Here is a 15011-nt window from a genome sequence, read left to right on the forward strand (position 1 = left end):
AATTATTTTACTAGATTAAGTTTCAAGTTTTTGTAAAAGTAATTGCTAAACTGTCATTCTCATGCTATGACACGAGAATCTTTGTAAATTTAGATTATCGGGTCAATCCCGATAATGACATTTAGAGTTTATCAAAACAATGAAAATTTGTATCTGACATAATTATATATCAATTTTTTATTATTTCAAATTTATTTTTTGCTTGAATTTCCGGCTGAATATAACCTTGTGAAGTTTAGTTTGTTTTATTATATTAGTAAAAATTAATGAGGTTGATATGATTGAAGTTGAAAATGTGTCCAAGCTATTCGGAAATTTCCGGGCGGTAGACGGCATAAGTTTTTCTATTCAGACTGGAGAAATTGTGGGACTGCTTGGTCCGAACGGCGCTGGAAAAACAACAACGATGCGAATGATTTCCGGTTTTCTTGAGCCTGATTCTGGAACTGTGAAAATTGACGGGCTTGATGTCTTGAAAAATCCGGTTGAAACAAAAAGAAAAATTGGATATATGCCGGAAAGTGCGCCGATGTATTCCGACATGATTGTTGCTGATTATTTAAAATATATTGCTGAAATTGAAAATCAGAATCCTGCGGAAAAATGCCGGGAACTTGCCGAAGTCTGTGGACTGAAAGAAGTCATGCACAAAAATATTGGAGAGCTTAGCCGCGGAAACAGGCAGCGCGTTGGTCTTGCCCATGCTCTTATGGGAAATCCTGAAATTCTTATTCTTGATGAGCCGACAAGCGGACTTGATCCAAACCAAGTTTTGGAAGTGCGCAGTTTGATTAAGCAGATTGGAAAAACTCATACTGTAATTATTTCAACGCATATTCTTAGCGAAGTTGAAATGCTTTGCGGAAGAGTTATTATTATTTCCGGCGGAAAAAAAGTTGCCGACAGTCCGACAGAAGAACTTCGTGAGCATTTTGGAAATTCGTCTGAAGTCCAGATTTGTGTTTCCGGGGCTTCCACAGAAGAGGCTGAAAAAATATTCCGTGGAATAAATGGCGTTTCAAAAATTCATTCAAGTTTAAATGATGGGAAAATTGAATTTAGAATTTCAGTTGAAAAAAACATTGAAGTTAGACCAGAACTTGCAAAGGCTTGCGTGCAGAACGGCTTGGAGCTTTTTGAAATGCAGCAGAAAAAGAACAGTCTTGAAGATGTGTTTAGAAGTTTAACTTCTGCACATGATTCTGAAAATGGAGTGTATGATAAAAATGAAGAAAAATAAATCTTGGATAGTCATTATGAAACGGGAACTCTGCTCGTATTTTACAAGTCCTGTTGCTTACATTGTTGGCGCGTTGTTTCTTTTGTTCAGCGGATTTTTATTTTTTTCCACATTCTTTTTGGTGAATCGTCCTGAACTTAGAAATTTTTTTGAGTTGCTTCCTATATTGTTCAGTTTTTTTATTCCGGCTATGACGATGCGAATTTTCAGCGAGGAAAAAAAGAGCGGAACAATGGAAACTTTGGTTACGCTGCCTGTTACAAATTTCGACATTGTTGCAGGAAAATATCTTGCAACTTTTGTTTCTAGCATTGCGCTTTTGATTCCGACTTTTTTTTATGTTGCAGCTTGCGCAATTTTTGCATCTTCGCGGATTGATTTTGGTCCTATTGTCGGCGGATATTTAGGAGCAGTGCTTTTGGCTTCGGCTTTTTGTGCGATTGGAATTTTCGCTTCGTCTGTTACAAAAAATCAGATTATCGCATTTTTTCTTGCGTTTGCAATTTGTATTTTCCTTACGATGATTACAGTTTTTTCTGTTTTGCTTCCGGGAATTTTCGTTGGATTCGCTTCGTTCATTTCTTCCACGAGCCACTTTATGTCAATTTCGAGAGGCATAATTGATTCGCGCGATATTTTGTATTTTGTTTCTTTGACAGCAGTTTTTGTTTCTCTGACAGTCTGCGTAATTTCAAATCAAAGGAAAGGTTGAAAAATGAAAAAGGAAAATAAATTTATTTCATGGATAAAAAATCCTTCCGCGGACATCTGGCTTTTTATAGTTGCCGTTGTTCTTTTAAATCTTGTTGCTTCCCGCGCTTTTTTTAGAATCGACTTGACTGAATCCAAATCATATTCGCTTTCATCTTCGAGCAAGGAAATTGTAAAAAATCTTGAAGAGCCGCTGAACGTAAAAATTTTCTTTTCTGCAAATCTTCCGTCGCCTTATTCGAATGTTGAGCAGTACGTAAAAGATATTTTAGCTGAATACGGAAATTCCGCGAACAAAAATTTCAGCTGCGAATTTTTTGACATGGAAGATTACGACAACCAGAGAATTGCAAGATGCTACGGACTGAATCAAATTCAAATCCGCGAGCTAAAGAATAATGAAGTCGGCTTGAAAAATGCGTTCATGGGAATTGTTCTTTCTTATGCGGACCAGATAGAAAAAATTGACGGCATTTCTTCAAGCGATGGATTGGAATATAAAATTACTTCCGCCATTGGAAAAATTATTTCCAGCACAAATATTCTTGCGGGACTTTCTGACAATGTAAAGCTTTCGCTTTACAAATCTGAATCGCTTGAGCAGTTTAATATTGCTGACTTTGAAAAAATTGACGATGAAGTTGGCAAGGCTTTTTCTGCGGCGAACAAAAAATTTAAAGGCCGGCTTGATTTTAAATCTGAAAATCCTGACTCTGAAACTTCTCTTGCGCTCGGAAAAAAATATGGAATCCAGTCAGTGTCTTGGAAAAATTCGGATGGCGAAATTGAATACGGAACAATCGGGCTTGTTGTTGAGTACGGCCAAAAAGTTCAAGTTGTTCCGCTTAGACTTACGAATGCAATTTTTCAGTATGTTGTTTCTGGGCTTGACGACTTGGAAGAAAATATTGAAGAGTGCGTGAAAACTGTTGTTTCAAAAACTGATGTGATTGCTTATGTTACGGGGCACGGCGAGCATTCCCTTGAGGACAAAAACGATTCAATGTATTTGAAAACCCTTCTTGCTGACACTTATGATTTGCAGGAAGTAAATCTTCTGGAAAATGAAATTCCGATTTCTGCGCAGTCGCTTATTGTAAACGGTCCGAAAGAAAAATTTTCAGATGTGGAGCTTTATAAAATTGATCAGTTTGTTTTGCGCGGCGGAAACGCAATTTTCTTTGTTGATTCAATTGACGAGATTATGCCTTATGGCGAAATGGCTTATTACAGCCAGCCTGAATATGTTCCTGTTGAAAACGGACTTGAAAAACTTTTTGACAGCTACGGAATAAAAGTCGGCAGTGAATATGTTATGGACGAAAAATGTTTTTCCCAGCTAACCCAGCAGTATGGAAAACTTGACTTTTACTATACGCCTCTGATTCAGAAAAATTGCCTTGACCAGAAAAATCTTATATCAAAAAATCTTGGCAATATTTTCTTTCCGCAGACTTTTGAAATTGATATTTCTGGCGCAAAAGAAAACAAAGATGCAAAAGTTTCTGTCATTGCAAAAACTTCTGAAAAATCCTGGACTGTTCCTGTCGCAGAAAATTTTGTTTTAAGTCCTATGTCAATTTTCCCTCCGAAAGAAGAAGATAAGTTCAGTTCTAAAAATGTTGCAGTTTTACTTGAAGGAAAATTTAAAAGCGCGTTTGAAAAATCTCCTCTTGAAAGTGATTCTGAAAATGTCTTGGCTGCAAAAAATCATTTGGACTCAAGCATTCAAAGTTCCAAAATATTTATTGCTTCTACATCTTGCATTGCAACCGCAAAGTTTGGTCTGCTTCAGGAAGATTCACAAACTCCAAATTCATATTTTGTCCGCAATGCAGTTGACTACATGAACGGCAAAGAAGATTTTTGCTCAATGCGCACAAAGAACCTTTCGCTTAACACGCTCAAAATGTCTTCTGGAAAATTTGCGCTTGCAGTGAAATATTTTAATCAGGTTGGGCTTGCAGTTCTTGTAGCCTTGGGCGGACTTTGCGTGTTTGTTCTGCGCCGCCAGCACCGTGAAAAAATTCGAATGGCTTACGACCCGGAAGATCCACGGCAAAAACAATAATTTAAATGGAGCTAGGAATGAAAAATATTTACACAAGAAAAATAGTTCTTCTTTCATCGATTGCAGTTCTGCTCGTGATTTACATTCTGCAGATTTCTTTTTTGGGCAGATCGAAAGTAAAGACCGTTTACACAAATGAAGAAATTGATTCTGTTGAAATAACAAAAAACGGCGGACACATTCTTTCTCTTAAAAAAGAAAATGAAAAATGGCTTGTTGAAAATTTTCCTGCCATGGAAAACCGCGCGAACAGAATTGTGAATTCAGTTAACGAAATAAAAATTCTTTCAACAGTGTCTTATGATTTAAGCGACTTGGAACGCTACGGCTTGACTGATGAGAATGCTGTAAAAGTTGTGGCTTCTTCCGGCGGAAAAATTTTGCGCACTTTGTATGTGGGCAAAGACTCTGTTGCAGGAAGCCAGTGCTACGTGCGCCTCGATGACGAAAAGAAAATTTATCTTGCGCAAGGTTCATTGAAGTCAACTTTTGAAGTTTCCGTTGACGAAATAAAAGAAAAGCCCAAGACGGAAAATTCGCAAGAGGCAGAAGCTGAATAAAATCTTATCACTTGAACAGCAGGGAAAGTTCTTCACTTGAAAGTTCTCTGCTGTCTCCCGGCGCAAGCTTTTCATCCAGCGCAAGGCTTCCGATTGAAATTCTTTTTAAGAAGATAACTTTGTTTCCTTGTGCGCTGAACATCCGCTTTACTTGATGAAATTTTCCTTCTGTTATTGTGAGGCGGCAGGAGTTTGCGCTGTTCCATTCCAAAATTGCCGGCCTTGAAATAAATTCCCTTTCATTTTTTTCAGGCGGAATAAAAAATCCTTCGCTGAATTTTTTTTCAAGGAATTTTCTTTGCTCTTCTGGTTCACTTTTTTCAAGCTCAACGTAGTAAGTTTTTTTTACATGGAAAAGCGGATTTGCAAGGCTGTGCGAAAAGTCCCCGTTCGTTGTAAAAATCAAAAGACCTTCCGTGTCTGTGTCCAGCCGTCCAACCGTGTGAATTTTTTGCAGCGAATTTTCTTTTGCATAGTAAAAATATTTTTGCGGAATAAAACTGTAGACCGTTTTGTAAAGCCCGTCGTCTTTTGTGGAGCAGATAGTTTTCGCCTTTTTGTTCATCATAAGATAGATGTCCGGCGCAAGATTTTTTCTGATTCCGTCTATGGAAATTTCATCCGCCGCCAAGTTCAGTCTGAATCCGCTTTCAAGAACTCTTGTGCCGTTTACGCATACATTGTGCTTCTGCAAAAGCCTGCGCACTCTTCTGTGCGTGCTGATTCCACGCCGGATAAAAACCGTGTCCAGCCGTTCCTTAAAAAGTCCGTCCATTTGCAAAAGTATATATGTGCGCTCCCAAAAAATCAATTTTGTTTTTTTATGAAAAAAATGTTTTCCGTTTATGAAATTTCTGCATTGTATGGCAAAACACATTTTCTGCGAATGAAATAATTTCACGCTTCGCCCAGTGTGTTTTCTGTCCGTGCGGAAAATTTCACGAGCCGCCCAACGCATTTTTTACTTGTGAAATTTCTGCATTGTACGGCAAAAGGCATTTTCTGCAAATGAAATTATTTCATGGCTTGCCCAGCACGTTTTTTTAGAATGAAATTATTTCACAAGTTGGAAAAATCCGTTTTTTGGAAATGCAGGAATTTCATTCACTGCCCAAGCCGTTTTCGTGTTAAGAAATGTATATTTTTACAATCTGTGTGGCAATTTAAAGCTGCGCCGCCTCTCTTTTTTTTAGTTTCAAGCTGTGGTAAAATCATTTCATGGCAGAAGAAAAAACTGAAGATAAGACTGTATATATTCTTGATTCCTATGGCTTGATTTACAGGGCGTACTTTGCGCTTTTGAATCATCCTCTTACAAATCCTGGCGGAGACAATATAAGCGCGCTGGTTATTTTCTTTAAAAATTTGAAGGCGCTTATTTCAAAATACAATCCGTGCTATCTTGCTGCGGCGTTTGATTCGCGTGTCAAGACATTCCGGCATGAGCTTTATGCGGAGTACAAGGCCAACCGTGCCAAGACTCCAGAAGATTTGCACGCTCAGGTTCCTTGGATAGAAGAAATTCTTGAGGCGTTGGAAATTCCTGTTTTGCGCTACGATGGATTTGAAGCTGATGATATTATTGCGACTGTTGCCCAAAAATGCGCGCAGGAAAACCGGCCGTGTAGAATTCTTAGTGGAGACAAGGATTTGCTTCAGCTTGTTACGGACTCTTGCTTGGAAATGCAGCCGGACAGAGCCAATGGCGGCTGGGAAGTTATTGGCGCGCAGGAGGTTCTTGAAAAGTGGGGAATTCCGCCTGAAAAAATTCTTGACTACCTTTCGCTTGTGGGTGATGCTTCTGACAATGTTCCGGGCGTGAAGGGTGTGGGCGACAAGACTGCGATAAAACTTTTGACCCAGTACGGAACTCTCGATGAAATTTATGCTCATGCTTCTGAAATAAAAGGTGCACTTGGAGAAAAAATCAGGAACGACAAGGACAACGCTTATTTTTCAAAGCAGCTTATAACGTTAAGATACGATGTTCCTGTTGAAATTGATTTTGAATCTTTCTGCACAAAAAATATAAATTTTAAGTCAGGCGCGGAAGTTCTTGAAAAATACGGAGCTTATGCGATTGCAAAAAGTTTTGCTTCGGAAACAGCGGCGGAAATTCATTCAGAAGAAAAATCAGCTTTACAAGAAGAGCCCGAAGAAAAAAAAGTTCTGCCTGTAAAGCAAAATGAAGGCGACTACAAGCCTTGCACAAATCTTGACGAGCTGAAAAATTTTGCGCAGAGCGTTTTGGATTCCGCGGAAAAAGTTGTGGCGTTTGACACAGAAACCGACAGCCTGAATACGCACGAGGCGAATCTTGTTGGCTTTAGTCTGAGTGTTGAAAAAGGAAAGGGAATTTATGTTCCTGTTGTTTTGAGCGGCGGAATGTTTGCTCCAGAGACGATTTCTAAAAAAGATTGCCTTTCTATTCTTGAAAAGCTTTTTGCGGAAAAAGAACTTACGCTTGTAATGCACAATGGAAAATTCGACCTTGAAGTTCTTGCCGCAAACGGAATGAGCCCAAAAACTGAATGTAAAATTTTTGATACGATGATTGCCGCATGGCTTTTGAATCCTGCCGCTTCTGGAAAATCTCCGTACAGCCTTGAATTTCTTGCGGAAACAAAACTCGGGCTTAAAGGAATTGAGTTCAAGGACATTGTTCAGAAGAACCAGACTTTTGCGGATGTTCCTTTGGAGAAGGCTTTTAAATACGGCGCGGAAGATTCTGATTTTACATTGCAGCTTTACTATCTTTTAAAAGATGAAATAAAAAAATCAAATCTTGAAAAGCTTTTTTATGAAATGGAAATGAAAGTTCTTCCGATTCTTGTTTCCATGGAAATTCAGGGAATCCATCTGGATAAGAAAAAACTGAATGAGTATAAAGATGAGCTTGCAGTTTTGATTTCAGAAAAGGAAAAAGAAATTTACAAAGAGGCCGGCTGCGAATTTAACATTGCCTCTCCAAAGCAGCTTCAAGAAATTTTATTTGAAAAACGAAATCTTCCTCATGGTAAAAAAACGAAGACTGGCTACAGCACAGATACAGCCGTTCTTGAAGAGCTTGTGTTTTCTACAAATGATCCTCTTCCAAAAATGATTCTTGATTACCGTTCGTACACAAAACTTCAAAGCACTTATGTTGAAGCATTGCCTTTGCTGGCGGACAAGAACGGCAGAATCCATACTTCGTTTTTGCAGACGGGAACTGCCACAGGTCGTCTTTCAAGCCGCGATCCAAATTTGCAGAACATTCCGGTGCGCGACGAGTCTGGAAGAAGAATTCGTTCTGCGTTTACAGCTGTGCCTGGAACAGTTCTTATTTCCGCGGATTATTCTCAAATTGAACTTGTTGTTCTTGCGCATTTGAGTGGCGATAAAAATCTTTGCTCTGCGTTTATAAATGGAATCGATGTCCATAAATCTACAGCCGCATTGATTTACGGAATTTCCCCAGAGCAAGTAAAGCCTGAGCAACGACGTTTTGCAAAGACTGTAAACTTCGGTGTGATGTACGGAATGAGCGCGTTTCGTCTTGCAAATGAACTGAACATAAGCCGGACTGAAGCAAAGAATTTCATTGACCAATATTTTTCAACGTATTCCGATGTTAAAAAATTTCTTGATGAAACAAAACGCATGGCAAGAGAAAACGGCTATGTTGAAACGATTACCGGGCGCAGACGTTATATCCCGGAAATAAAAAGCTCAAGCAAAATTGTGCTTCAGGGAGCTGAAAGAATTGCGATAAATACTCCGATTCAGGGAAGCGCGGCTGATATTGTAAAAACTGCGATGATAAAAGTTCAGGCTGCATTGGAAAAATCCGGCACGGGCGCAAAGATGCTTTTGCAGGTTCACGATGAATTGATTTTTGAATGCCCGGAAGACAATGCGGGAAATGCAATTTCAATTATTCAGCGCGAAATGGAAAATGCCTTTCAGCTGAAAATTCCATTGCGTGTGAGTGTTGAGCGCGGAAAAAACTGGGGAGAATTCCACTGATGGTTTTGTGTGTTACAGGACCGATGGCGGCAGGAAAAAATGCGGCAAGTTCAATTCTTGAAAGCATGGGATTTGCTTCGATTGATGCGGACTTGATTGGCCATGACGCAGTTGAAATTTGCAAGGGAAAAATTCTTGAGGAATTTTCTTCTTTGGCGCAGAAAAATAAAATTCAGCTTTTAAATCCAGATGGAAAAATCAACAGAAAAAATCTTGGGCAGCTTATATTTAAAGATAAAATGCTTGTGAAAAAACAGGAGAACATTGTATTTCCGTATATAAATTCAGTTTTGGAAAAATTCATAGATGCCAATTCTGAAAAAAATATTGCGGTCAATGCGACTGTTTTGTACAAAGTGAATGCAATGAAAAAAATTGATAAAATTCTTTTTATTGACAGTCCGGCTCTTGTTAGATTTTTGCGCGCTAAAAAAAGAGACAGAATGAAATCGCTTCAGATTATTGAAAGATTTTTTTCTCAAAGATTTTTGTTCAGCCAATATAAAAAAACTGGAATTGAAATTTTCAGAATCATAAACTGCGGAAATCTTTCTTCGCTTCAAAAAAAAATTGAGCGCGTAGTTTTTAAGAATTAATAGGCTTTTTAAACTTTAATTTTCCTCTAAATATCTTTTTTTTAATGCCGATATTCTTTGTATGGAATACCGGCTTTTTGTTTTATTTTTGAAAGCTGGCAGGGGATAAGATTATGGAACAGAAAAGAACTATTTGGATTGTACTTGCGGCTGGAATTTTTTTGTCAGTTGTGCTTGGTGCCGCTGTAATTCTTTATGCGTCTGAAGCTAAAAAAAATACAACTGCTCTCTATCAGCGTTCTGCTGGCTCGGTTTGGATGTCTCCAGAAACTGCACAGCAAAAACACGCGGAATCATTTTCAAATGGAATTGATTTTCCGAGCGAGCCTCCTGTTGAAGAAAAAAACATAAATCCTGCGGAAGTAAATAATTCTTCTGTAACTTCAAATATTGAATCTCCTGCGGAAGGAAAAACTTCTATTGAAAATACTGACTCAAGAATTGCGCAGACAGACAACGTTACTGTTATTTCTACAGGAAACACAAGCGTTTATAATGTTGGAGACACATCGACTACAACAATTGATTTGAACGCATTGAAAAACACAGCTTCCGCATCTAGCAATGTTACAGCTCAGAACAAGGCTGCTGAAACTGCAATCAGAGAAACAAATGCCGTTCACCGCAATGTTGAAAAAGATTCTCCTGTAGTTGAAAAGAAAATTTCTTCACCAAAGGCTTCTGCGTCTAGCAATAAAAATTCAATTTCTTCAAAAAGCTCTGCGCAAGTTTCTTCAGCTCCAAAAAAATCAACACAGTCTTCTGCTTCAAAAACTGCGCCGGCAAAAAAAGTTTCCGACAGATTCTGGGTTCAGGCTGGCTCTTACACAACGACAAAAAATGCTGACGAAGCCAGAGGAATTCTTGAGTCGAATAAAATTCCATGCGAAGTCTTTACATTTACAGATGCAAAAGGCGTGCTTCATTACCGCGTAAGAGTCGGACCTTATACAACAAAAAGTGAAGCAGAATATTGGAAGCAAAGAATCGATACAATTTCTTTGTTTGCAAAAAATGGAACTTACGTTACAAATACTAGCGCGGCAAAATAACTAAAATGAAAAAAACAAATGCAATGCGCATTTTAGACAGTTTGGAAATTCCTTATGAAACAAAAGAGTACGACGATGACGGAGAGCATTTGCTTCATAAGGGAGCTGCCTTGGAGCTTTCTGAAAAACTTGGAATAAATCCTGAATGCGTTTTTAAAACGATAGTCATGCGCACGGATTCAAAAGAGACTGTTGTTTTTTGCCAGAGCGCGGTTTATGAAATCAACTTGAAAAAGGCCAGAGCTGCTTGTGGCGCAAAAGAAGTTCATCCTGCTAAGCCTGAGGAACTTTTGTCGCTTACAGGATATATCCGAGGCGGCTGTTCTCCAATTGGAATGAAACGGAAATACAGAACTTTTATTGATGAAACAGTTTCGCTTTATGAAAAGGTTTATGTCAGCGCAGGAATCCGCGGACTTCAGCTTGTGATTTCTCCTTCTGATTTGATAAAAGCCAGCGATGCTCAGCCTGTTGATTTAATTCTTTAACTTGAATTTTTGCCGGATATATTTTCAGCGGATTTCAAAATAGGAATTCGTTGTTTGAAATTATCGACTTTTTGCGATTTCTATAGTAAAATTATTTCCATGAAAACACACACTTTTAAAGGCGGAATCTTTCCGTTGGAAATGAAGGAGCTTACAAATAAATGCCCTATAAAAGAGGCGTTTCCTTCTTCAAAAACGGTTACGATTCCAATCACCATGGGCGGCGCACCAAACACTCCGCTCGTAAAAGTTGGAGATTCTGTTGCAAAAGGACAGAAAATAGCTTCGGGTGAAAAATTCATGTCAGTGCCCGTCCATTCTTCTATTTCAGGAAAAGTAAAGAAGATTCAGAATTTTACCGTTACTGGCGGAATGACTGCGCCTTGCATTGTTATCGAGTCTGACGGTTCGGACAATGTTGAATTCCTGGAGCCGCTAGATCCGTTTACCTGTGGAAAAGAAAAAGTTCTTGAGCGGATAAAAGATGCTGGAATTGTCGGAATGGGCGGCGCGTCTTTTCCTGCGCATGTAAAATTAAATCCTCCAGAAGATAAAGAAATAGATTACGTTCTTGTCAATGCCGCTGAATGTGAGCCTTATCTTACTTGCGATGAACGCACAATGATTGAAACTCCGGAAAAACTTATAGACGGGCTTGCGATTATTTTGAATCTTGTTGGCGCGGCTGGAATAATTGCGCTTGAAGACAACAAGGCTTATATAAAACCTTCCCTTGAAAAAATTATAGTTGAAAAAGGCTATGCGGATGATATTCGCGTGATGCTTGTCAAAACAAAATATCCGCAGGGTTCTGAAAAATTTATAGTTTCGTCTTGCCTTGGCGTTGAAATTCCTTCGGGAAAACTTCCTGCCGATGCTGGCGTGATTATTTCAAATGTTGGAACTGTCTGCGCGATAAGCGATGCTTTTAGGCTTGGAAAACCTTTGATTGAACGCAGCCTTACAATTTCAGGCGGCGCAGTAGAAAATCCATGCAATTTAAGAGTTCCAGTCGGAACAATGATTTCAGATTTGTCTCCTGAATTTTTTTCTTTAAAAGAAAATTCAGCTGTGAAAATTATTTCCGGCGGTCCGATGATGGGCTTTACGATGCCTGATATGAATTTTCCAGTTGCAAAGGGAACAAGCGGAATTACTTTCCTTACAAAAGATGAAACTTATCTTGTTGATGAAGAGCAGTGCATTGGCTGCGGAATGTGTGTGTCTGTCTGCGCAATGCATTTAAGCCCGGTTCTTATGGTTCGTGAGCTTAAGGCTGAAAATATTTCAAATGCTAAAAAACTTGGTCTTATGGACTGCATTGAATGCGGTTGCTGTGCTTATGCTTGTCCGGCGAATGTTAGGCTTGTTCAGCGTTTCAGAATTGGAAAGTCTATTGTAAGAGAACAGATTGCGGCGGCAAAAGCAAAGGAGGCTGTAAAAAAATGAACTCTGAAAATAAAATGTTTCTTTCTTCTAGCCCGCATTTTACAGCTGGGCTTTCAACTCAAAAAATAATGCTTGCAGTTTTGATTTCTCTGCTTCCTGAATGTATTTATGGCGTTATTGTTTTTGGACTTCCTGCTTTGGCGACAATTCTTGTTTCTGTTGCTTCGTGCTTTGTTTTTGAATTTTTGTTTCAGAAAATCACTCGTCAAAAAATTGTTGTTTCAAATTTGTCTTGCTGTTTAACAGGCGTCTTGCTTGCTCTTGTAATTCCGTCTACAACGCCTTTGTGGATGACAGTTCTTGGCGCGTTGGTTGCGATTGTTATTGCAAAGGGACTTTTTGGAGGAATCGGAAGCAACGTTTTTAATCCGGCGCTTACTGGACGTGCTTTTATGTTTATAAGTTTTCCAGTTGCTTTGGGCGCGTCTTGGTTTAATCCGGCGACCGATGCAATTTCAAGCGCAACAGTTTTGAGTCAAGTTAAGGCAGGCTCTTTTGTTGCTGACAGTTCAGTTTATCTTCAATATTTTTTTGGAAACCGAGCCGGCTGCATTGGCGAAACTTCAATTCTTTTGATTTTGCTTTCGTTTGCATTTCTTGCTTTTACAAAAATAATCGACTGGAGAGCACCAATTGCAATGGTTGGAACTGTTGCTGTCTGCACATTTGTTTCCGGCGGAGATGTTCTTTTTGCGCTTTTGAGCGGAGGACTTTTGTTTGGAGCAACTTTTATGGTTACTGACTATTCAACTGCTCCTGTTACAAAAAAAGGCCGTCTTGTTTTTGGCTTTGGCTGCGGACTTATAACTTTCCTGATAAGAAAATTCGGCGGATACCCAGAAGGTGTAATGTTCAGCATTTTGATTATGAATGCAGTAGCTCCGTTCTTGAATAATCTTTCAGCAAGAAAATATGGCTACGGAAAAAAAGGAAACAGAAAGCCTGCTCCTAAAAAAATAATTCAGGATTTTGATGTTTCAAATACAGTTCCTTTAGAACAGAAAAAAAATGCGGAGGCTGAAAAATGAGCCAGAAAAATTCAGTCTTGGAAATGCTTGGACTTGGAATTGTCCTTGCGATTTATGCAATGGCGGCTTGCACAGTTCTTGCTGTTGTAAATAATTTTACTTACGGACGGATTGCGCAGAATAAACTTAACAAAGCGAATGCCGCAATGAAAGCTGTTGTAAAAGACGCAGATTCTTTTGAGGCTGTTGATTCATTTCCTGCAGCATCAAATTCTTCTATTACAATACAAAATATTTTTATCGCAAAACAGGGTGGAAACGTGATTGGCGGAGTTGCCCAAGTTACAGGTCCAACTTATGACAAAGGCACAATCATGGTTGGAATGAAATCCGACGGAACTGTTACAGGCTTGCAGTTTTTGGAGCTTACTGATTCTCCAGGATTCGGCTTGAAGGCAAATGATCCGACTTTTACTCTTGCCAGCGGAAAAACGTTTTACGGACAATTTGAAGGAAAAAATGCCAAAGACGGGTTTGTTGCTGGTCAGACTTTTGACTCTATTTCCGGGGCGACAATAACTAGCGTTGGCATTGGCAATCTTATTTCCGCAGGAACAGAATGCCTTTTAAAAGTTCTTGATGGACAGGAGTTTAATTAATATGAACAAGCAGCTTCAAATTTTTACAAACGGTTTCTTAAAGGAAAATCCGCTTTTGGTTTTAAATATCGGCTTGTGTTCTTCGCTTGGAGTTACAACAAGTATTTTTAACGGACTTGGAATGGGAATGAGCATGACATTTGTTCTTCTTATGAGCGAGCTTGTAATCAGCGTTTTTAGAAAATGCATTCCCAATGCAATCCGCCTTCCAATTTTTATAATTATTATTGCGGCGTTTACAACTATTGTTCAGTTTGTGCTTCAGGCTTATGTTGAATCTTTGTATGATGCGCTTGGAGTTTTTCTTCCGCTGATTGTTGTAAACTGCATTATCATGGGACGCGTTGAATCTTTCGCTTCAAAAAACAATGTCGGAAATTCTATTCTTGATGCGCTCGGAATGGGAATTGGCTACACTTGCGTTCTCGTTGTGATTTCGCTTGTGCGTGAATTTTTTGGCGGCGGAACTTTGATGGCTGGAACTTCTGTAAAGCTTGAGCTTATTCCTGAAGCGTACAGAATTGGAATTTTAAACAGCGCGCCGGGCGGCTTCATTGTTTTTGGACTTCTTGGTGCGGCAGTTCAGGCTTTAAAAAATAAAAAGGAGGCTGCAAAATGACTGATATGATTCAGCTTTTTATAAAGTCAGCAATTGTTGACAATGTTGTTTTTATTCAGTATTTGGCAATCTGTCCTTTTATTGGAATGACTGCTGAAACTGGCAAGGCTTCTGGAATGGGACTTGCTACAACTTTTGTTATCATTCTTGCAACTGTTGTTACTTGGCCTTTGTATAAATTTGTGATGATTCCGCTTGGATTGGAATTTTTGCAGACATTGTTTTTCATTCTTGTAATTGCATCTCTTGTTCAGCTTGTTGAATTTTATCTGAAAAAATCCGCGCCTGGACTTTATTCTTCAATGGGCGTTTATCTTGCGCTGATTACAACAAACTGCGCGGTTCTTGGCGTTACAATAAACTGCATAAGCAAAGACTACAATTATATTCAGAGCATTGTTTATGCTTTTGGAACAGCCTGCGGATTTCTTTTGAGCATGGTGATTATGTCGGGCGTAAGAAGTAGAATCAAAATTGCAAGAATTCCTGAAGCTTTTAAGGGAACTCCAATTCTTTATGTTGCCGCCGGACTTTTGAGCCTTGCATTCTTAGGCTTTAAAGGTCTTATAAAATAATTCAGCGGAGGAACT

General features: G+C 39.0%; 14 protein-coding genes. 13 read left to right on the forward strand and 1 reads right to left on the reverse strand.

What is annotated here, in order from left to right:
- The first annotated feature begins 277 nt into the window (after positions 1-277).
- Genes Q0N70_RS03130 through Q0N70_RS03145 form a run of 4 tightly spaced genes read left to right on the forward strand, consistent with a single transcriptional unit; the run spans position 278 to position 4582 of the window.
- Positions 278-1240: an ATP-binding cassette domain-containing protein gene (locus Q0N70_RS03130; protein ID WP_276751288.1), complete on the forward strand. Its 963-nt coding sequence runs from the start codon at positions 278-280 to the stop codon at positions 1238-1240.
- Positions 1241-1256: 16 nt separating this feature from the next.
- Positions 1257-1952, forward strand: coding sequence for an ABC-2 transporter permease (locus Q0N70_RS03135; RefSeq protein ID WP_294013761.1), 696 nt, complete (start codon positions 1257-1259; stop codon positions 1950-1952).
- A gap of 3 nt (positions 1953-1955) precedes the next feature.
- Positions 1956-4022, forward strand: a complete 2067-nt coding sequence (locus Q0N70_RS03140; RefSeq protein WP_294013764.1) for a Gldg family protein — start codon at positions 1956-1958, stop codon at positions 4020-4022.
- A 17-nt stretch (positions 4023-4039) separates the two neighbouring features.
- Positions 4040-4582, forward strand: coding sequence for a DUF4340 domain-containing protein (locus tag Q0N70_RS03145; protein WP_013700704.1), 543 nt, complete (start codon positions 4040-4042; stop codon positions 4580-4582).
- A 7-nt stretch (positions 4583-4589) separates the two neighbouring features.
- Here the strand turns inward: Q0N70_RS03145 and Q0N70_RS03150 are convergent, their stop codons facing one another.
- Complete coding sequence (locus Q0N70_RS03150; protein ID WP_294013768.1) at positions 4590-5357, reverse strand: pseudouridine synthase; 768 nt, start codon at positions 5355-5357, stop codon at positions 4590-4592.
- Positions 5358-5800: 443 nt separating this feature from the next.
- Between Q0N70_RS03150 and polA the strand changes: the two genes are divergently transcribed.
- From polA to Q0N70_RS03195, 9 genes are all read left to right on the forward strand, one after another.
- On the forward strand, positions 5801-8590 hold the full coding sequence (gene polA / locus Q0N70_RS03155) for a DNA polymerase I (protein WP_294013771.1): 2790 nt from the start codon (positions 5801-5803) through the stop codon (positions 8588-8590).
- Positions 8590-9186 carry a dephospho-CoA kinase gene (gene coaE, locus Q0N70_RS03160; RefSeq protein ID WP_013700707.1) on the forward strand — a complete coding sequence of 199 codons (597 nt, stop codon included), beginning with the start codon at positions 8590-8592 and terminating at the stop codon, positions 9184-9186. Before polA ends, coaE begins: the two co-directional genes overlap by 1 nt.
- 113 nt (positions 9187-9299) lie before the next feature.
- Entirely contained in the window at positions 9300-10238 is a 939-nt protein-coding gene (locus tag Q0N70_RS03165; protein WP_013700708.1) for an SPOR domain-containing protein, read from the forward strand.
- A 5-nt stretch (positions 10239-10243) separates the two neighbouring features.
- Positions 10244-10726, forward strand: a complete 483-nt coding sequence (gene ybaK / locus Q0N70_RS03170; RefSeq protein WP_013700709.1) for a Cys-tRNA(Pro) deacylase — start codon at positions 10244-10246, stop codon at positions 10724-10726.
- Positions 10727-10825: 99 nt separating this feature from the next.
- Entirely contained in the window at positions 10826-12175 is a 1350-nt protein-coding gene (rsxC, locus tag Q0N70_RS03175) for an electron transport complex subunit RsxC (protein WP_013700710.1), read from the forward strand.
- Complete coding sequence (locus Q0N70_RS03180; protein ID WP_294013783.1) at positions 12172-13203, forward strand: RnfABCDGE type electron transport complex subunit D; 1032 nt, start codon at positions 12172-12174, stop codon at positions 13201-13203. Before rsxC ends, Q0N70_RS03180 begins: the two co-directional genes overlap by 4 nt.
- Positions 13200-13802, forward strand: coding sequence for an FMN-binding protein (locus tag Q0N70_RS03185; protein WP_013700712.1), 603 nt, complete (start codon positions 13200-13202; stop codon positions 13800-13802). Before Q0N70_RS03180 ends, Q0N70_RS03185 begins: the two co-directional genes overlap by 4 nt.
- A gap of 1 nt (position 13803) precedes the next feature.
- Positions 13804-14421 (forward strand): electron transport complex subunit RsxE, encoded by a 618-nt coding sequence (gene rsxE, locus Q0N70_RS03190; protein WP_294013788.1) that lies wholly within the window; start codon positions 13804-13806, stop codon positions 14419-14421.
- On the forward strand, positions 14418-14996 hold the full coding sequence (locus tag Q0N70_RS03195) for an RnfABCDGE type electron transport complex subunit A (RefSeq protein WP_294013792.1): 579 nt from the start codon (positions 14418-14420) through the stop codon (positions 14994-14996). The genes rsxE and Q0N70_RS03195 overlap by 4 nt, the downstream gene beginning before the upstream one ends.
- Positions 14997-15011 lie beyond the last annotated feature (15 nt).

The sequence above is a fragment of the uncultured Treponema sp. genome, assembly GCF_945873775.1.
Classification (GTDB): Bacteria; Spirochaetota; Spirochaetia; order Treponematales; family Treponemataceae; genus Treponema_D.

Bases quoted from the DNA above. Each gene is read 5' to 3' on its own strand.
- Q0N70_RS03130 (WP_276751288.1), top strand. From the start codon at position 278: ATGATTGAAGTTGAAAATGTGTCCAAGCTATTCGGAAATTTCCGGGCG.
- Q0N70_RS03135 (WP_294013761.1), top strand. From the start codon at position 1,257: ATGAAACGGGAACTCTGCTCGTATTTTACAAGTCCTGTTGCTTACATT.
- Q0N70_RS03140 (WP_294013764.1), top strand. From the start codon at position 1,956: ATGAAAAAGGAAAATAAATTTATTTCATGGATAAAAAATCCTTCCGCG.
- Q0N70_RS03145 (WP_013700704.1), top strand. From the start codon at position 4,040: ATGAAAAATATTTACACAAGAAAAATAGTTCTTCTTTCATCGATTGCA.
- Q0N70_RS03150 (WP_294013768.1), bottom strand. From the start codon at position 5,357: ATGGACGGACTTTTTAAGGAACGGCTGGACACGGTTTTTATCCGGCGT.
- polA (WP_294013771.1), top strand. From the start codon at position 5,801: ATGGCAGAAGAAAAAACTGAAGATAAGACTGTATATATTCTTGATTCC.
- coaE (WP_013700707.1), top strand. From the start codon at position 8,590: ATGGTTTTGTGTGTTACAGGACCGATGGCGGCAGGAAAAAATGCGGCA.
- Q0N70_RS03165 (WP_013700708.1), top strand. From the start codon at position 9,300: ATGGAACAGAAAAGAACTATTTGGATTGTACTTGCGGCTGGAATTTTT.
- ybaK (WP_013700709.1), top strand. From the start codon at position 10,244: ATGAAAAAAACAAATGCAATGCGCATTTTAGACAGTTTGGAAATTCCT.
- rsxC (WP_013700710.1), top strand. From the start codon at position 10,826: ATGAAAACACACACTTTTAAAGGCGGAATCTTTCCGTTGGAAATGAAG.
- Q0N70_RS03180 (WP_294013783.1), top strand. From the start codon at position 12,172: ATGAACTCTGAAAATAAAATGTTTCTTTCTTCTAGCCCGCATTTTACA.
- Q0N70_RS03185 (WP_013700712.1), top strand. From the start codon at position 13,200: ATGAGCCAGAAAAATTCAGTCTTGGAAATGCTTGGACTTGGAATTGTC.
- rsxE (WP_294013788.1), top strand. From the start codon at position 13,804: ATGAACAAGCAGCTTCAAATTTTTACAAACGGTTTCTTAAAGGAAAAT.
- Q0N70_RS03195 (WP_294013792.1), top strand. From the start codon at position 14,418: ATGACTGATATGATTCAGCTTTTTATAAAGTCAGCAATTGTTGACAAT.